General features: G+C 69.7%; 13 protein-coding genes. 3 read left to right on the forward strand and 10 right to left on the reverse strand.

The annotated features are described in order from the left end of the window. Positions 1 to 5 precede the first annotated feature (5 nt). Together pbpC and AB8P05_RS03330 are read right to left on the reverse strand one after the other, a co-directional pair. Positions 6 to 2,045, reverse strand: a complete 2,040-nt coding sequence (gene pbpC / locus AB8P05_RS03325) for a penicillin-binding protein 1C (RefSeq protein WP_472758799.1) — start codon at positions 2,043 to 2,045, stop codon at positions 6 to 8. A gap of 227 nt (positions 2,046 to 2,272) precedes the next feature. Further along, entirely contained in the window at positions 2,273 to 7,486 is a 5,214-nt protein-coding gene (locus AB8P05_RS03330) for an MG2 domain-containing protein (protein WP_472758800.1), read from the reverse strand. Positions 7,487 to 7,665: 179 nt separating this feature from the next. Here AB8P05_RS03330 and AB8P05_RS03335 point away from each other — a divergent pair, with 179 nt between their 5' ends. Then, entirely contained in the window at positions 7,666 to 8,112 is a 447-nt protein-coding gene (locus AB8P05_RS03335; RefSeq protein WP_472758801.1) for a hypothetical protein, read from the forward strand. Between the two features lie 49 nt (positions 8,113 to 8,161). Continuing rightward, entirely contained in the window at positions 8,162 to 9,517 is a 1,356-nt protein-coding gene (locus AB8P05_RS03340) for a PepSY-associated TM helix domain-containing protein (protein ID WP_472758802.1), read from the forward strand. Between the two features lie 12 nt (positions 9,518 to 9,529). On the opposite strand, the gene AB8P05_RS03345 is transcribed toward AB8P05_RS03340, so the two are convergent. The 3 genes from AB8P05_RS03345 to cutA form a co-directional block, all read right to left on the reverse strand. Beyond that, positions 9,530 to 10,435 carry a LysR substrate-binding domain-containing protein gene (locus tag AB8P05_RS03345; RefSeq protein WP_472758803.1) on the reverse strand — a complete coding sequence of 302 codons (906 nt, stop codon included), beginning with the start codon at positions 10,433 to 10,435 and terminating at the stop codon, positions 9,530 to 9,532. Further along, positions 10,432 to 11,661: a molybdopterin molybdotransferase MoeA gene (locus tag AB8P05_RS03350; protein WP_472758804.1), complete on the reverse strand. Its 1,230-nt coding sequence runs from the start codon at positions 11,659 to 11,661 to the stop codon at positions 10,432 to 10,434. Before AB8P05_RS03350 ends, AB8P05_RS03345 begins: the two co-directional genes overlap by 4 nt. A gap of 186 nt (positions 11,662 to 11,847) precedes the next feature. Continuing rightward, positions 11,848 to 12,180: a divalent-cation tolerance protein CutA gene (gene cutA / locus AB8P05_RS03355; protein ID WP_472758805.1), complete on the reverse strand. Its 333-nt coding sequence runs from the start codon at positions 12,178 to 12,180 to the stop codon at positions 11,848 to 11,850. 126 nt (positions 12,181 to 12,306) lie between these two features. Here cutA and AB8P05_RS03360 point away from each other — a divergent pair, with 126 nt between their 5' ends. Continuing rightward, positions 12,307 to 12,624, forward strand: a complete 318-nt coding sequence (locus tag AB8P05_RS03360) for a hypothetical protein (protein WP_472758806.1) — start codon at positions 12,307 to 12,309, stop codon at positions 12,622 to 12,624. 35 nt (positions 12,625 to 12,659) lie between these two features. Here the strand turns inward: AB8P05_RS03360 and AB8P05_RS03365 are convergent, their stop codons facing one another. The 5 genes from AB8P05_RS03365 to AB8P05_RS03385 form a co-directional block, all read right to left on the reverse strand. After that, positions 12,660 to 13,859: a hybrid sensor histidine kinase/response regulator gene (locus AB8P05_RS03365; protein WP_472758807.1), complete on the reverse strand. Its 1,200-nt coding sequence runs from the start codon at positions 13,857 to 13,859 to the stop codon at positions 12,660 to 12,662. Between the two features lie 279 nt (positions 13,860 to 14,138). Next, positions 14,139 to 14,351 (reverse strand): DUF1127 domain-containing protein, encoded by a 213-nt coding sequence (locus AB8P05_RS03370; RefSeq protein ID WP_455171890.1) that lies wholly within the window; start codon positions 14,349 to 14,351, stop codon positions 14,139 to 14,141. Positions 14,352 to 14,584: 233 nt separating this feature from the next. Continuing rightward, entirely contained in the window at positions 14,585 to 15,586 is a 1,002-nt protein-coding gene (gene glpX, locus AB8P05_RS03375; protein WP_188092220.1) for a class II fructose-bisphosphatase, read from the reverse strand. 77 nt (positions 15,587 to 15,663) lie between these two features. After that, a complete protein-coding gene (locus AB8P05_RS03380) occupies positions 15,664 to 16,968 on the reverse strand; it encodes a homoserine dehydrogenase (protein ID WP_472758808.1) in 1,305 nt (434 codons plus the stop codon). Beyond that, on the reverse strand, positions 16,968 to 18,242 hold the full coding sequence (locus AB8P05_RS03385; protein WP_455171893.1) for an LL-diaminopimelate aminotransferase: 1,275 nt from the start codon (positions 18,240 to 18,242) through the stop codon (positions 16,968 to 16,970). Before AB8P05_RS03385 ends, AB8P05_RS03380 begins: the two co-directional genes overlap by 1 nt. Positions 18,243 to 18,491: the final 249 nt, after the last annotated feature.

An 18,491-nucleotide genomic window follows, 5' to 3' on the forward strand; every position in this document is an offset into this window, starting at 1 on the left:
ACTCCTCAGCGAATCTCGACGGTCGCGCTGTCGCTGCGGCCGTCGGCGTCCAGCACGGTGACGCGCACCGGCCCCGGTCCCTCCGGCCGCCACACCACCTCGCGCGCGATGGGCGACTGGGCGATCCGGCGCCCGTCGATCAGCCAGGACAACGGCCGCCGGCCGCCGGTGGCGGTCAGGGTCATCGGTTCCCCCTTGCCGTCCGGCCCCAGCGCCTCCAGAACCATGTCGCTGACCGGGAAGGTCAGGCGCAGCCGGTCGGTCTGGCGCGGTCCGGCCAGTTCCGCCTCGCCGGGTCGCAGGCGGCGCAGCAGTTCCGGCGGCGCATCGTTGCGCACCGGGCCGGCGGGCCGGCCACGCTCGGCCGGAAGCCGGTCGAACACCTCGAACAGCAGGGGTGCGGCCGTGTTGCGGCCGTAATGGTCGGGGCTGGGCGTGCCGTCCGGCCGTCCGACCCAAACCCCCACCGTGTAGCGCCCGGTCACGCCGAAGGCCCAGGCATCGCGAAAGCCGTAGCTGGTGCCGGTCTTCAGCGCCACCGGCCCGCTGCCGCGCAGTTCCTGCGCCTGCACCACGCCCGGCGGCGGCGGTGCGCCCTCCAGGATCGCCCGCACCTGCTGCGCCGCCGTGGCGGACAGGAACCGGTGCTCCGCCCCGCCGGGGTCCTCCGATCCGGTCCGCAGCGGCGCCACCAGCCCGTCGCGTGCCAGCCCGCTGTAGAGCGCCGTCATGTCCCACAGGCTGATCGACGCCCCGCCCAGCGCCACCGGCAGGCCGGGCAGCGCCATGCCATGGGGCAGCACCAGCCGCGCGCCGGCCCGCCGCAACGCCTCGGCGAAGCGCAACGGCCCGACGCGGTCGAGCACCAGAACGGCCGGCACGTTGAGCGAGCGCTGCAGCGCCTCCATCACCGTCAGGTCGCCGGTGAAGCTGCGGTCGAAATTGCGCGGCGCCCAGTCGCCGAAGCGGGTTGAGACGTCGGCGATCTGGGTCAGCGGATGGATGATGCCGTCGTCGAAGCCCAGTCCATAGATGAAGGGCTTCAGCGCCGACCCCGGCGAGCGCACCGCCCGCACCATGTCGATGGGTCCCTGCCGCGTCTCGTCCAGCGCGTTGGGACTGCCGAGATAGGCGAGCACCGAGCGGTCGCGGTTGTCCACCACCAGCACCGCCAGCCCGGCCTGCGGGTTCAGCGTCTCCGCCGCCCGGCGGGCCAGCGCCTCGACCGCCTGCTGCAGGGTGCCGTCGATGGTGGTGGCGATGGCCGCGCGGCCGGGGTTGGCGCTGCGCAGCCGGTCGGCCAGATGCGGGGCGGAGGCCGGCAGGGCGAGGCGTGCCGATGGAACCGGCAGCGTCCTGGCCTCCGCCACCGCCTTGGGCGTCAGGACGCCCGCTTCAGCCACGCGGTCGAGAACCTTGTCGCGCGCCGCCTGCGCCCGTTCGGGATAGCGGTCGGGCCGCAGCCGGGACGGAGACTGCGGAAGCGAGACCAGCAGCGCCGCCTCCGCCGCGTCCAGCTCCACCGGCGCCTTGCCCAGCAGCATCAGGGAGGCCGCGCGGATCCCCTCGATGTTGCCGCCATAGGGGGCGAGCGTCAGGTACATGCTGAGGATGTCGCGCTTGTCGTAGCGCCATTCCAGCTGCGCCGCCCGCGCCGCCTCGATCAGCTTGGCGGAGAAGGTGCGCGGTCGCGGCTCCAGCAGGCGGGCGACCTGCATGGTGATGGTGGAGGCGCCGGAGACCACCCGCCCGGCCCCGAGATTCTGCGCCGCCGCCCGCAGCACCGCCAGCGGATCGACGCCGGCATGGCTTTCGAACCGCCGATCCTCATAGGCCAGCAAAAGTTCGATGAACAGGGGCGAGACGTCATCCGCCGTCGCCGGCAGCCGCCACGCCCCCACCCCGTTGGTGAAGACACGCAACGGCTGGCCCTTGCGGTCGGTGACCGTCACCGACAGGTCGGCGAGCCGGTCCAGCGGCGGCGGGAACAGCCGGTCGAGCACCAGCGCCGTCCCCATCAGGGCGGCGACACCGGCTGCCGCCATACCCGTCCGCCGAATGAGCAGGGTCGAGATGCGCCGATGAGAAAGCCCCTCTCCCCTCGCGGGAGAGGGGTTGGGGTGAGGGGGCGCAATCCTATTTGGATTTGCACCCGGCCTTTGGCCGCCGCACCCTCATCCCAACCCTTCTCCCGCAAGGGGAGAAGGGCATCCGAGACTGTGAGTTGCTGGTCTGACCTCAGGCGCAATGGCCGAAACCACCTCCGCAATCGTCACTCCGCCGGATGGACCGTGATCCGCCCGGTGGTCTGGCGGGCGAAGAAGCGCGGCTTGTACATGTCCTCCATCGTCGCGCCGGGCAGCTCATAGGTGCCGGGGGTGATGGCGCGGACGATGAAGGCCAGCTTAAAGGTCTGCTGGTCCTCCGTCAGGTCCACCGCGGCGACATAACGGTCGTCTCGCGCCTCGGTCGTGCGGGTGTAGCTGAGCTCGCCCAGCCATTGCATCTCCTCCGGCGTGCCGCCGCCCAGCTTGGCGTTCTCGATCTCCCAGCCGGCGGGCAGCGCGTGGGTCACGATGCCCTGGTGGAACAGCTTGGTGTTCGCCTCGCCCTCCAGCACGACGACGAAGACGTCGTTCTGCTTGATGGTGTCGAGGTTCAGCACCTCGCCCTTCCGGGTGAAGAAGTTGCGCTTGATGCGCAGCCCCTCGCGCGCCGCCGGCTGCGGCGCCACCGGCACGCCGGACAGCGACACCGCCTGCCACACCGCCGCCTTGCCGGCGTTGGCGACCGGAATCCCGGCCTTCAGCTGGGCCAGCGTCGGAGTCAGATCGACCCGCGATCCGTCGCGCCGCGTGCCGCCCAGCGTCACCTCCACCTTGGCCGGCGCGCCGCGCAGCAGCGCGTCGGCGGCCAGCACCGACCACGCCTTCTCCTGCGTGTTGGTGCGGTTGGCGGCGGTGGCCGAGGCGGGCAGCCGGTCGATCAGGGCCGGGATGCGGTTGCCGGCCATGTTGACCTCGGTCATCAGCGCCACCAGCGCCGCGGAGTCGCGCACGGTGGAGCCGTAATCGACATGCCATTCCTCGCGCGCCAGATGACCGACCGCGCTGTCGAAGGCGCTGGCCGCCCGCTCCTGGTCGCCCATGCGGGCCAGCGCCGCCCCCAGCTGCCCCTTGGCGAGCGGTGTCGGCAGCTTCTCCAGAGCGGTGTCGTGCAGATAGCGCGCCGGCCCCGGCAGCGACACGCCGGCCAGCGCCAGCGTGTGCAGGGCATAGGCGCGGACCGCCAGCTCGTTGGGCTCCGACGCGCTGGCGATGGCGCGCTGGCGCAGCCAGGACAGCGCATCGGTCAGCGGCTTGTCGGGAACCGCCTCCCCCTTCTGCTTGGCGCGGACCAGGAACTCCGCGGCATAGGCAGTCAGCCAGCCGTCCGCCTCGTCATGGGCGCCCCACAGGCCGAAGGCGCCGTCGAAGCGCTGCTTGTCGAGCGTGCGGGAGATCGCCTGCTGAACCCGCGCCTCCAGCCCGTCGTCCGACTTGCGGTCCTTGCCCAGCGCCAGCTCCACGTCGCGCACCACCAGCAGCGGCAGGGCGCGGCTGACCGTCTGTTCCAGGCAGCCGTACGGGTAGCGGTCGAGCGCCCGCAGGATGCCGGCGACGTCGAAGGGCGGGGCGGTGGTGAAGCTGGCCGACCAGCTGGTGGTTCCCGGCAGGTAGGTGGCAAGCTCCGCCCCGTCGAAGCGGACGCTCTCGCCGGGCGCGATCTGGCGGGTGACGAACTGCGTCTCCACCGCGCGGGCCGGGCGGACGGTGATGCCGTAATCGTGGTTCAGCGCCAAGTTTTCCGGCCCCTTCACCGCCACGGCGACATGACCGATGCCGGCAGCAACACCCTTCAGCGGCACCACCAGGGTCTTGCGCTCGCCCTTCGCCAGCGGGACCGACAGGTTGCCGCCCTCCACCGACACCGCATCGCGCGCGGTGACCGCCACCTCATAGGTGCCGGCCGCCGCCTCCACATTGTGCAGCGACAGGGTCACGCGGCTGTCGTCGCCGGGGGCGAGGAAGCGCGGCAGGATGGCGTCGGCCACCAGCGGATCGCGCACCGTCACCGGACCGGCGGCGGAGCCGACCCGGCCGCGGCTGTAGGCCACCGCCATGACGCGCAGCTCGCCGTTGAAGTCCGGCACGTCGAAGCCGATGCGGGCCATGCCGTCGGCCCCCACCTTGACCGGCCCCTGGAACAGCGAGACGACGGTGAAGGGCACCACCGGCAGACCGGCGCCGCTGGAATCGCCGCCCTGGCGCATGGCGCCATAGGGGCCGTCGAGCGGGTCGATCAGCCGGCCGTAATCGTCACGGATGTCCAGCCCCAGCCGGCGCTTGCCGAAATAATGCTTCTCCGGCTGCGGGCTGGCGAAGTCGGTCAGCCGCAGGATGCCCTCGTCCACCGCGGCCAGCGTGACATAGGTGTCCTCCAACGAACCGCCATCGGCGGCGGCGACCTTCACCCCGACATCCAGCCGGCTGCGCGGGCGCATCACCTGCGGCGCATCCAGCGTGACGGCCAGCGTGCGCACCGACGGATCGACGCCGACCCAGGCCACGCCCATGGCGCGGACCGGCTGACGCTCCCGCCCCTTGACCGGCGGACGGTAGGCGGTGGCGGTGACATAGGCGCCGGGACCCCAGGCGGCATCGACCGGGATTTCCACCGTCGCGCCTTCGGCCGGAACCGACAGGGTGCGGACGTCGAAGATGCGGTCGGTCGCCACCGTCACCAGCAACTCGCCGGCAAACGGCGGAGCGACGCGGATGCGGGCGGTCTCGCCGGGCTTGTAGGACTGCTTGTCGGTCGAGACTTCCAGCTTGTCCGGGATGTCGGCGGTCTCGTCACCGCTGGCCCAGCCGGAATAGAAGCGGTAGGAGCTGGCGACGCCCGCCGCCTTGTCCGTCACCTCCAGCCGGTAGCGGCCGAAGTCGCGCCTGCCCAGCGCCACCTGCGCCGGCTTGTCGGCGGCGACATCGACGGTGCCGGACGCCAGCGGCACGTCGCGCACCGTGGCGTTGTAGCTGTAACGGCCATCGCGGCGGAACCAGACGAAGGAAACCCGCTCCTCCACCAACTCCCACTTGATGCCGGGCTTGGCGATGGCGCTGCCGTCCGGTGCCACCGCGACGAGGTCGAAGGCGGCTTCCGCCCCCTCGCCGATGCGGCCGTCGGAGAAGCGCGGGCGCAGGCCCAGCGCATGGGTCTTCGGCCGGACCGGCACGCTCACCGACTTGTGCACCGGGCGGCCGCCCGGCTCCGACAGGGTGACGCGGATGTCGGCGCGCAGCGGCTTGCTGGTGTCGGGCAGTTCCGGCAGCGTCACGGCGACATGCGACACGCCCTGATCGTCGGTGGTCGGGAACTCCAGCGGGTCGAGCCGCTCGGTCGGATTGTCCTGCACCCGGCCGAACCGATAGTCCTTGAAGGCCGGATAGGGCATCGGGTCGGTCTTCAGCGCCACCTCGGCGGTGCCGTCCAGACCGGCGGCCGGCGGGCCGTAGAGGAAGCGGCCCTGCGCCGTCACCTCGAAGGGCTGTCCCGGCACCAGGATCGGCGCGCTGGCGGTCAGGTCGAGCGCCAGCTTGATCGGCACGAAATCCTCGACCTGGAAGGATCCGTGGCCGATCGGCTCGCCCTTGGGATCGCTGTAGACCAGCACCGACCAGCCGCCGAGCGGCGCCGTGCGGGTCAGGGTCAGCGGCAGGAAGAAGCCGCCGGCCTCCTGGCCCTTCAGGGCGCCGCTGTAATATTCGGTGCCGCTGGGACGCAGGACCTTCACGGTCAGCGGGAAATTGTCGACCGCCTCTGTCTTGTCGTCGCGCAGCAGGATCGACAGGTTCACCGTCTCGCCCTGGCGATAGACGCCGCGGTCGGAATAGACGAAGGCGTCCATCGGCCCGGGCGCCGGGCGCCCACCCACCCCGCGGTCGCTGAGGTCGAAGGCGGCGCCGGTCAGATCCTGCATGGCGAAATCGGTGCCGAGATAGGCCATCACCATCTCGGGCGCATTGCCGCCGGTCTTCAGCAGGCCGGGCGCGAAGCGGGCGCGGCCGAACTCGTCGGTCTTGGCGCGGGCCAGTTCGGAGTTGTTGCGGGCGACCAGCGCCACATCCACCCCCGGCAGCGGCTTGGCCGACCCGAAGGAACGGGCGAAGACGGTCAGCCCGTCGGCGCCGCGGAAGCTGGTCAGGCCGATGTCGGACAGCAGGACCCATTGGGTCGCCAGCGCGTCCCAGCGGTCGGACTCCTCCACGTCATGCGGACGGGCGGTGACGACATAGAGCCCGGCCTTGGGATCGTCGCCCACCGCCTGCCGGAACGGAATCGCGGCGGTGACGTCGCGGTTGCGCTCCCCCTTCACCTCCAGCGAGCCGGACCACACCAGCTCGCCGTTCTCCTGTGCCAGCCGGTCGGCGGAATAGCCGGTCAGCTCGTTGAAGATGCTGCCTTCGTACTTGTTGGACACCAGCGCACGGTCGGCGATGCGGTAGACCGACACGTCGAGCCGATCGGTGTTGACGCTGACCACCGGGATGCCGTCGGCGCCCTTGCGCGGCAGGATGTAGGCGGAGCCGCGGAAGGCGGCCATCGACGGCCGGTCGGGTACGCGCACGCGCTGGGTCTCGTCGGCCTTCAGCGCCACCCCGTCCTCGCCGGGCAGGCCCTGGCGCAGGGTGACGGTATAGCCATTGCCGTGGCTGACGCCGCGCAGGCACAGGCTGTTCTCCCGCGCTTCGAGCGCGGTCTTGGTCGGCGGCTCCACCCGGACGTAATCGTCGAAACGCACGCCCTGCTTGCCGCTCAGCCGGTCGGAGAACTGGAAGCAGACGCGCGGGCTGCTACCCTCCGCATTGACGGTGACGCCGGTCATCGCCAGCCCGGCCTTGCGGCGCATGGCGACGAACCGCTCCTCCAGCTTCGGCGCCTGGGTGTCGAGGGTGGCCGCCTCCAGCTTCGGCGCCAGCTGGCGGATGGCGTTCAGCGCCTTGACCGCCTCGTCCGGCTTGCCGAACGCCTCGTCCATCAGGGTGGCGATGCGCCAGAGGATGGCGACGCGCTCCTCGTCCTTCGGGTTGAACTGGCCGGCCATGACGGCGCTCTGCAGCGCGCGGTCGCGGTTGGGCGGCGTCGCGGCCATCCAGGCCGCACTCAGCTCCAGCCAGACCGACGGCGAGCCGCCACCCTGGGTGATGGTCTTTTCATAGGCCTGGATGGCGCCGGCCATGTCCTTGCGGTCGCGGGCGGCGCGCGCCTGCTTCAACAGGTCGGCGATCACCTGCGGCTTCGGCTGCGGCGGCGATTTCAGCAGCAGCCCATTGGCATAGGCGGTGGCGTCGGACAGCGCCCCCGGCGGAGTGTAGTCGGCCCGGACCGGACCGGCCGCGACGGCCATAACCACCAGGACACAGAGCAGCGTCAAAAGCCGTGCCATCATATCGCCTTACCACCGGAAACGGGACGCTCCGTTTATAGCGCCGATAATCGGATGCTGGCGATATGGCGAACCGCCGATGCACCTTTCGGCCGTAGGGTGAACTCACGGCGCTTGTTCGCCTGTCGCGGATCAGGTAACGATCCCGACCATCTGATCTGCGAGACGGTCGCAACGGGATGCTGGCTTATTGCCGCGGACTGCAGGAACGGTGGGGGCTGGCGCTTGCACTCGCGCTGGCGCTGAGCCTCTTCGTCCGCATCGCCGCTCCCGCTGCCGGCGCCGCCGACCGCGACGGCTATGTCGCCATCTGCACCGGCGGCGAGATCGTCTATCTTCCGGTCGACCGGGACGGCGTTCCCCTGCGGGACGGCGTTCCCCTGCGGGACAGCGTTCCCCTGACGGATGCCGACGGCACCGACACGCAAAAGCTCTCCCCGCTGCATCTGCCTTGCAGCTGGCTCGGTCACTATGTCGCTCTGCTGCCGGCCTTCCAGATGCCGGTCATGCCGCTTGCGATCCTGCTGTCCGCGGAGCTGCCGAAGCCCGACGGGCTCTTCCATCCGAAGGAGCGGAAGCCCTTCCAGTCCCAGGCCCCGCCATCCGGTCGTCAGCCGAAGCACTGAACAGCCCGAACTTCGGGCTATCCGCACTGCGACGACCGAATGGAAAATCATGACTGGACCTCTGCAAGGCGGAGCCATCGGCTCTGCCCTTTATCGTGCGCTGTGGCGCTGGCATTTCTTTGCCGGCCTGATCTGCGCCCCCATCGTCATCCTGCTGTCCGTCACCGGCGCCATCTATCTGTTCAAGGATGAGATCAACGACAGCCTGCACCGCGACCTGCGCATCGTCGCCCCCCGAACGACGGAGCGGCTGGCTCCGTCCGCCCTGGTGGCGAAGGCGCTTGAAGCCCATCCCGGCACGCTGAAGGGCTACGCCCCACCCGCCGCGCCCGACCGTCCTGCCGAGGTGAAGATCGTCGGCACCGACGGGTTGAAGGACATCGTCTATGTCGATCCTTACGACGGCCGGGTGCTGGGCAGCCTGTGGGATGGCGGTTTCGCCGGATCGCCCACCATGTATGTCGTGCGCAAGCTGCACAGCCTGCAATATGTCGGCTGGTTCGCTGAACGCATCGTCGAAGGCGTCGCCGGCTGGATGGTGCTGATGACCGCCTCCGGCATTTATCTTTGGTGGCCGCGCGGTCAGAAGGGCGGTGTCGTGACCGTCCGCGGCCGGCCGGGGAAAAGGATGTTCTGGCGCGATCTCCATGCCGTCACCGGCATCTTCGTCAGCGTGTTCATCGTCTTTCTGGCGATGACCGGCCTGCCCTGGTCCGGATATTGGGGCAAGCAGTTCTACAGCGCCGCCTATGCGGTCGGCATGGGCATGCCGGACGGCTACTGGGACAAGTATCCGGTCTCCACCGTGCCGCTGAAGGATACCATCGACCGCGCCCCCTGGATCGTCGAGAATCTGCCGACCCCGCTGTCCAAGACGGCATCCGGCGTTCCCGCCAAGCTGGACGACGTGGTGCGGACGGTCGATGAACTGGGAATGGAGCCGGGCTACGCCATCGTCATTCCGACCAAGCCGGACGGCGTTTTCACGGCATCGGTCTATCCAGACGACATCACGAAGGAGCGCGTCGTCCATCTCGATCAGTATACCGGCAAGCCGCTGTTCGACATGCAGTTGAAGGACCTTGGACTGTTCGGCCGTCTGGCCGAATGGGGGGTCAGCATCCACATGGGACAGGCCTTCGGACTGGCGAATCAGCTGGTCCTGCTCGCCTCGCTGGTGGCGATTGTGGGGCTGACGCTGTCGGGGCTGGTGATGTGGTGGAAGCGCCGCCCGGCGGGCAGCCTGGGTGCACCGCGGCTGCCGGCCGGAACCACCGTGCCGAAGGGGCTGATCGTCATCGCGGTCGCAGGCGGCCTCTTCTTCCCGATGGTGGGCATCTCGATGCTGGCATTCGCCGCCATCGAAGCCGCCGCCTTCGGCGCACGACGGTTGCGGACAGCCTGATAGGCGATCCCGTCAGGGCGGGGCCGTCGCCGATCCGCCGTCCAGCGCGGCTCGGACGAACGCCCGTTCGGCAAGGCTGCGGTGGCGGTCCCTGTGGCGCAGCAGATGGAAGGGCCGGGCCGGCAAGTCCAGCCCCTCCAGCGCCACGATCCGCCCCGCCGCCAGATCCTCCGCGACGATCAGGTCTGACAGCACGCTGGCACCGATCCCGGCGAGCAGCGCCGCCCGGATGACCCCGCCGCCGGGCAGCGTCATCGCCACATCCAGCCCGTCCGGCTCCACTCCTGCGCCGCGCATCGCCGCCTCGAGCAGCGCGCGGGTGCCGGAGCCGGATTCGCGCAGGATCCAGCGCCCCGCAGCCAGCGCATCGCGATGCACCCGGCCCAACCCGGCCCAGGGATGTCCCGCCCCGACCACCAGCCGTAGCCGGTCGCCCTCGATCGGTTCGCTGACCAGCGCCGGATCGGCCACCGCGCCCTCGGCGATGCCCAGTTCGGCACGGCCGTCGCGCACCGCCTCGGCCACCTGTTCGGTGTTGCCGATGGACAGATCCACGCGGATGCCCGGATAAGCCTCGGCAAAGCGCAGCAGGCGCGGCGGCAGCCAGTGGTTGCCGACCGTCTGGCTCGCCGCCAGGCGCAAGGAGCCGCGCGACAGGCCCGACAGCTCGGCCAGCATGGTGCCGGCCTCCTCCACCTTGGCCAGGATGGCGCGGGCCTGACCATGGAGCAGCCGGCCGGCAGCGGTCAGTTCCACCCGCCGGCCGATGCGGTCGAACAGGCGCAGTCCATGCTCCGCCTCCAGCGCGGCGATGGCGGCACTGACCGCCGGCTGCGACAGGTGCAGCACCTCGGCGGCGCGGGTGAAGTGCAGCATCTCCGCAACCGTGGCGAAGATGCGCAGTTGCTCCAGCGTCACGCGAACAGGCCGGTGAAAGGCAGGAAGTCCACCAGATCGCCCGGCCGCACCGCGGTGGCCTCCGCCGGCATGTCGACCAGCCCGTCCGCCTCCACCATCGAGGTCAGCACGCCGGAGCTGTCGCTGGGGAACTTCACCGCGACCGGGCGGCCGTCCTCGCCGCGCTCCAGCCGGGCGCGCAGGAACTCGCGGCGGCCGGGCTTCTTGGTGAAGGTGAAATCGGCGACCACCAGACTGCGCGGCGTGGCGATGCTTGTTGCCCCCGACAGGCGCAGCACCAGCGGCCGGCCGACCAGCAGGAAGGTCACCATCGCCGACACCGGGTTGCCGGGCAGCCCCAGGAAGGGCGTATCGCCGACCCGCCCCAGCGCCAGCGGCTTGCCCGGCTTGATCGCCAGCGTCCACAGGTCGATGGAGCCCAGCGCGTTGACCGCCGCCTTGACATGGTCCTCCTCGCCGACCGACACGCCGCCGCTGGTGACGATCAGGTCGGCGGTGCCGGCCGCCTCGGCCAGGGCGGCGCGGGTGGCGTCCGGCCGGTCGGGCAGGATGCCGAGGTCGCGCACCTCCACCCCCAGCGCATCGAGCTGTGCGGCCAGCGTGTAGCGGTTGGCGTCATAGATGGCATGGTCGGGCTTCGGCGCCCCCGGCTCCCGCAGCTCGTCGCCGGTGGAGAACAGCACCACCGTCAGCCGCTTGCGCACCGTCAGGCTGGAGCGGCCAACCGCGGCGGCGAGGCCGACCTCCTGAGCGCGCATCCGCTGGCCGGGGTGCAGCACGACGGCACCGGCCGTCATGTCCTCTCCGGCCGAACGGACGTTGGAGCCGCGCTTCAGCGAGGCCGGGACCAGAACGGCGTCGCCGTCGGTCCGGCAATCCTCCTGCATCGCCACGGTGTCGACGCCGGCCGGGACCGGCGCGCCGGTGAAGATGCGCACCGCCTGCCCCGGCCCGACGGTTCCCTCGTACTTCGAGCCGGCCGGCACGCGCCCGACGATCTCCAGTCGCCGGAAGCCCTCCCCGGACTCGGCGGCGAAGGCCCAGCCGTCCATGGCGGAAACGTCGGCCGGCGGCACGTTCACCGGTGCCACCACCTCCTCCGCCAGCATGCGGCCGAGGGCCTGGCGCAGCGGCACCTCCTCCGTTCCGGTCACGGCGCCGTAGCCCTGCGCGACGCGCGCGACCGCCTCGTCCAGCGACAGGGGGTGGGGCCGTGTGCGGAGCAATCGTCCATGGTCTCGATGTCCTCGATAAGGTGGTCCGGCAACGCGGCCGGCCGATGTCGGCTGTCGGCGCGAAGGAGCGGCCAAGTCCCGCGATCCCTAGCGTCAACTGCAGCGCGCGACCTTGATCGACGTCAAGATCCTGTTTCGGCATGTGCCGGTTGCGCCGCCCGTCCGCCTGCCACGCGGTCAGGCCGTTTCCGCCCGCAGCCAGTCCAGATAGGCGGGATTGCCGCGCCCCACCGCAAGCTCCACCACGCACGGGGTGTCGTAGCCGTGCAGGTCGCGCACACGGGCGGTCAGCCGGTCGAACAGAGAGGACCGGGTCTTGGCGATCAGCACCGCCTCCTCCGCCTGTTCGACGGCGCCGTTCCATCGATAGACGGACGTCATGCCGTCCAGCACGTTGGCGCAGGCGGCCAGCCGCTCCTCCACCAATGTGCGGCCGATGCGGAGCGCCTCCTCGCGGGAGCCGGCGGTGACATAGGCGAAGACGAGAGGGTCGGTCCCGGTCTCGGGCATGGGTGGGCTCCTCCTTTTCGATGCATCCGGGATGCGCTTTCGCGTAGGATGCCCCCACTTTGCCACAGCCCCCGCCGGGGCCGGCAATCCCCTGTCCGATCCCGCATCCGCAAGAGTTGCCCGTCCATGGCCAAGCCCCGCCGTTCCCCGTCCCGCAGCGCCCCGTCAGACGTCCAAGGGGCATGGCTGCGCCGCGGTCTGGACCAGCCGGGCGGCAAGCTGCCGCTGTTCGACGAGCGCGGGCAGCGCGTGAAGAAGGCGACGGTCGAGGCCTGCCTGAAGGCCGGTTGGGCGGAACGCTGGTTCGACAATCCGCTGAAGCCAGACTGGCTGGTCTGCCGCCTGACCGAAGCCGGCCGCATCGCGCTGAACGGCAACGGCCGCAACGACGAAACCCCCGCCGACGGGGCGGAGGACGATGCGCGCCAGGGGGCGCTGATCTGACAGGATGATGGCGACGCCCTGCCGCGGGCCGGTCCCTACTGCGCGGCCCGGGCGACGCCGTCGCCGCGCTTGATCCGCAGCTGCCGGTCCACCTCGGCCTGCAGCTGGCGCGGGGTCACCGGCTTGTGCAGCACGGACACCCCGTGGGCGGAGACGTCGGCCAGCGTGTCGATGCCGGTCTCCCCGGTCAGGATCATAGCGGGGACCTCCGCCCCATAGCGTTCGCGCACACGACGGATCACCTCGGTGCCGACGCGGCCTTCGCGCAGCCGGTAATCGGCGATGACGATGTCCGGCGCGCGGTCCAGCGCCTCAAGCCGGTCCATCGCCCGGTCGGCCCCGTCCGCCGCCACCACGCGGAACCCCCATTCGGTCAGAACCGTCTGCAGGCCCAGCAGCACCACGGCGTCGTCGTCCACCAGCACGGCCAGCCGCGGCCGGTCGATCACCGGCCGACGGTCCACCCCGCCGGCACGGGTGGGAATGAGGCGGGCCGGGGCCAGCGGCACCAGCACGCGGAAGGCGGAGCCCTGCCCTTGCACCGAGCGCACCTGGACCGGATGGTCGAGCAGCTGCGACAGCCGCCGCACGATGGCCAGCCCCAGCCCGAGCCCGCGCAGCCGGTCGCGCTCCGGATTGCCGACCTGATGGAACTCCTCGAAGATGCGGTCCAGATGTTCGGGCGGAATGCCGATGCCAGTGTCCTGCACCTCGATCGCCAGCCTCTCGCCATCCACCCGGCAGCGGATGCGGATGGCGCCGGCCTCGGTATAGCGCAGGGCGTTGTCGACAAGATTGCGCAGCAGCTGCATCAACAGGCCGCGGTCGGTCCGCAGGACGGCGTCGCAGCCCTCCACGCGCCAGACCAGCCCCTTGGCGGTGGCCTGCTCGGCATAGGCGGCGTCGAGCGCGTCGGTGATCTCGCCGGCGGCGAAGGTGTCCAGCACCGGCGTCACCACCCCCGCCTCCAGCCGGGAGACCTCCAGCAGGCCGTCCAGCAGCCCCTTCATGGTGTCCAGCCCCTGGTCGAGCCGGGACAGCAGGTCGCGCCCGCTGTGGTCGCCGACATGGCGCGCCAGGGCCGCGGACAGGAAGAACAGCGCTTGCAGGGGTTGGCGGAGATCGTGGCTGGCGGCGGCGAGGAACTTCGACTTGGCGAGGTTGGCCCGCTCGGCTTCCTCCCGGGCGGCGTCGCGCTCCGCTTCCAGCGACTGAAGGCGATGAATGAGACTCATGCGGCCACGGCTCTCACGGAGGATTGGGGTTCCCGAAGGCGCCCCGTTTCCATTTTAGAACAGAACCGGGGTTAATGTTAAACTGCATTAACCATAACTGTGCTGCAGCGCGCAACCCCTCCCAGGCATATGTGCCGCATGGGCAGGGTCGATGAAGAAAAGGTTAATGCGTGTGCATATGCGAAAGCCCCGGGAATGTTCCGGGGCTTTCCGCATTCGGGACTCGGATGGGTCGCCGGGCGCCAGACGCCTTGGGCAAACCCTTCGATAGTCTGTCGATCAGAATCCGCGGCGAACCGCGTTGTGGATCTCGCCCCGGGTCAGCCCGATGTCGGACAGTTCGGCGTCGGACATATGGTTCAGCTCACTTTCCGCGCGGCGAAGCTCAATCCGTTCGCGGACCCAATGAACGACACGTTGAAAGACAGTGTTGCCCTTTGTTCCAGCGCCGAACAATTCGCCGGACGTAGAGTGGATCGAAGAGTAGGCCATGATGATCTCCTGCGCTTGGCGCTCGATTACATGAGCCTATTTTGCCTTTTGCACCCGCGAAATCAATGGCTGGGCCTCTGCGGCGCGGCGGCGGCAGACCTGCACGAATTCGATAGAACCTTTGTAGGCAAATGGAGCCAGATCAAAGCGGGCACAAAAAAACGCGCGGAGGTTTCCCCCGCGCGCTTTTTGGAACAGTGGCTTAGCCGCGACCGGCTTACTTCACGACCAGCTTACTTCACGGCCGGCTTGCGCGACAGGTTGTGGTGCGCCTCGATGTAGCGGACCGTGCCCGACTTGGAGCGCATGATGACCGAGTGGGTGTAGGCGCCGCCCGGAACGCGGCGGACACCCTTCAGCATGGCACCATCGGTGACGCCGGTGGCGGCGAACATGACGTTGCCGCGCGCCAGCTCGTGCAGGCTGTACTTCTTGTCCAGGTCGGTGACGCCCCACTTGGCGGCGCGGGCGCGCTCGTCGTCGTTGCGGAACAGCAGGCGGCCCTGGAACTGACCGCCGATGCAGCGCAGGGCCGCGGCGGCCAGCACGCCTTCCGGCGCGCCGCCGGAGCCGACATACATGTCGACGCCGGTGCCGGCCTGGCTGGTGGCGATGACGCCCGACACGTCGCCGTCGTTGATCAGCATGATGCGCGCGCCGGCTTCACGGACGCGGGCGATCAGCTCGGCATGGCGCGGACGGTTCAGGATGCAGACCAGCAGTTCCTGCACCTCGGTGCCCTTGGCGGCGGCCAGCGCCTTCAGGTTGTTGGCGGGCGTCTCGTCCAGGTCGACGATGTTGTCCGGCAGGCCGGCGCCGACGGCGATCTTGTCCATGTACACGTCGGGGGCGTTCAGGAAGCCGCCCTCCTCCGCCATGGCGATGACGGCCAGCGAGTTCGGGCCGCCGGTGGCGCAGATGGTGGTGCCTTCCAGCGGATCGAGCGCAATGTCGACCTTCGGGCCGGAGCCGATGCCGGCGCCGACCTTTTCGCCGATGTACAGCATCGGGGCCTCGTCGCGCTCACCCTCGCCGATCACGACGGTGCCGTCGATGTAGAGCGTGTTGAGCGCCTGGCGCATGGCGTCGACCGCGGCCTGGTCGGCCAGCTTCTCGTCGCCGCGACCCATCAGCAGCGAGGCCGACAGGGCGGCGGCCTCGGTCACGCGGACGGCCTCCAGCGCGAGGTTGCGGTCCATGTGGGACAGGTCGACATGCGTAGACGGCGTAGACATCGTGTGCTCCCCCCGACTCTTCGGTCGTATAAGGCTGTGTTTGGTTATTCTGGGAAACGGGGCAGGTCAGGATTGTTTCAGAACTGCTCGATCCGGATCATCCGCGGCGGCTCCAGCACGTTGTCGCTGGCCGCGATGGTCGCAAGCGCGCGCTGCATGGCCGCCTCGTCGGTGTCGTGGGTGGTGAGGACCACCGGAACGCCTTCGCCCGGCGAGCGGCCGCGCTGCAGGAACTGCTCCATGGAGACGTTCTGGTCGCGCATCGCCGCTGCGATATCCGCTATCACACCGGGGCGGTCCACGACCATCAGGCGGACGTAGTACGACCCGCGGCGCGATTCCATGGGCGAGGGGATTGCCGCGCCCAGCCGATCGGCCGGAACGCCGAAGGTGGGCGTAGACCGCCCGCGGGCGATGTCGATCAGGTCGGCGACCACCGCCGAGGCGGTCGGCCCGGCACCGGCGCCGCGGCCGACGAACAGCACCCGGTCGGCGAAATCGGCCTGGGCCACCACGGCGTTGAACACGCCGTCCACCGACGCGATGGGGGCGGTCTTCGGCACCATGCAGGGATGCACCCGCTGCTCGACGCCCGCGTGGGTGCGGCGGGCGATGCCCAGCAGCTTGATGCGGAAGCCCAGCTGGTCGGCATAGTCGAAATCGACCGCCGAAACCTGCCGGATGCCCTCGATGTAGACAGAGGAGAAATCGACCGGCGTGCCGAAGGCGACGGAGGCCAGGATCGCCAGCTTGTGCGCGGCATCGACGCCGTCGATGTCGAAGCTGGGATCGGCCTCGGCATAGCCGAGAGCCTGGGCGTCGGCCAGCACGTCGGCGAAGTCGCGGCCAGTGGTCCGCATCTCCGTCAGGATGTAGTTGCAGGTGCCGTTCAGGATGCCGTGGATTTCCGACACGGCATTGCCGGCCAGACCTTCGCGCAGTCCCTTGATGATCGGGATGCCGCCGGCCACCGCCGCCTCGAAGGCGACGGTCAGGCCGCGCGATTCGGCCTTTTGCGCGATTTCGGTGCCGTGGACCGCCAGCAGAGCCTTGTTGGCGGTGACGACATGCTTGCCAGTCTCCAGCGCGGTGGCGACGGTGTCGCGCGCCGGGCCTTCCGATCCGCCGATCAGCTCCACCACCAGATCGGCGCCGGCCTGGGCGGCCATGGCGACGGGATCGTCGAACCATTGCACGCGCGACAGGTCAACGCCGCGGTCCTTGCCCTTCGACCGGGCGCTGACCGCGACCACCTCGATCCGGCGGCCGCAGCGCTGTTCGATCAGCGAGCCTTGCGTCTCCAGCAGCTTCAGGACACCGGCGCCGACCGTGCCGAGGCCGGCGACGGCGATTTTCAGGGGGGCTTGCTGGGCGTTCGGCATCAGGCTTTCGCTTTCTCGGATTCCAGAAGGGCGGCGCGGGCCGCCGGGTCCTTGCTCGCCGCAACGCCGCCGGCGTTGGAACGGAAGAACTCCTTGATGTTGCGGGTCGCCTGACGGATGCGGTGAACGTTCTCCACCATCGCCAGACGGACATGGCCGTCGCCGTATTCGCCGAAGCCGATGCCGGGCGCCACCGCGACCTCCGCCTGCTGCAGCAGCAGCTTGGAGAATTCCAGCGAGCCGAGATGGGCGAACTGCGGCGGGATCGGAGCCCAGGCGAACATCGACGCCTTCGGGCTGGGCACTTCCCAGCCGGCGGCGGCCAGACCCTCGATCATCACGTCGCGGCGCTGCTTGTACATGTCGCGGACCTGCTGCACGCAGTCCTGCGGACCGTTCAGCGCGGCGGCGGCGGCGACCTGGATCGGCGTGAAGGCGCCGTAGTCGAGGTACGACTTGATACGGGCCAGCGCCGTGATCAGCGTCTTGTTGCCGGTGGCGAAGCCGATGCGCCAGCCGGCCATCGAATAGGTCTTCGACATCGAGGTGAACTCGACCGCGATCTCGCGCGCTTCCGGGATCTCCAGGATCGAGGGCGGCGGGTCGTTGTCGAAGAAGATCTCGGCATAGGCCAGATCGGACAGGATGTAGATGCCGTGCTTGCGGCAGAACTCGACGATCGGGCGGTAGAAGTCCAGACCGACCACCTCGGCCGTCGGGTTCGACGGGTAGTTCAGCACCAGCGCCAGCGGCTTCGGCACGCTGTGGCGCACGGCGCGCTCCAGCATGATCATGAAGCTGTCGATGTCGGTCGACGCCCCGTTCTCCATGCCCACCGGCAGGTGGCGCACCGAGGCGCCGGCCAGGATGAAGCCGAACGGATGGATCGGATAGCTGGGGTTCGGCACCAGGATGATGTCGCCCGGGCTGGTGATCGCCTGGGCGAGGTTGGCCAGCCCCTCCTTCGAGCCGATGGTGACGATGCACTCGGTCTCGGGGTCGATGTCGACGTTGAAGCGGCGCTTGTAATAGGCGGCATGGGCCTTGCGCAGGCCGGGGATGCCGCGGGAGTTCGAGTAGCGATGCGTCTTCGGGTCGCGCACGGCCTCGACCAGCTTGTCGACGATGTGCTGCGGGGTCGCCTGGTCGGGGTTGCCCATGCCGAGGTCGATGATGTCGGCGCCGTTAGCTCGGGCTCGCGCCTTCATCGCGTTCACTTCGGCGAAGACGTAGGGCGGCAGGCGCTTGATGCGATGGAATTCGGTGTTGGACATGGACGCTCCGGAAGACCGCTCCGGTCACGCCACGAACCCAAGAGACCTGCGGACCGGGACTGACGTTCTACCGCCCTAACGCGACGGAAGCGAGGCAAATTTCGCGTGAAGCACGGCGGAATCGGCGCATTGGCGGCGGGGCGCCCGGATGCGATGCCCGGACGGCGCAACGGCGGAACAGCCGAGTAATTCCCTCAACTATGTCATGGTTAAACCTAACTGTGCCTTAACTCATTAGCTTCCATACCT

The sequence above is a fragment of the Azospirillum sp. VT-I1 genome, from assembly GCF_055698305.1.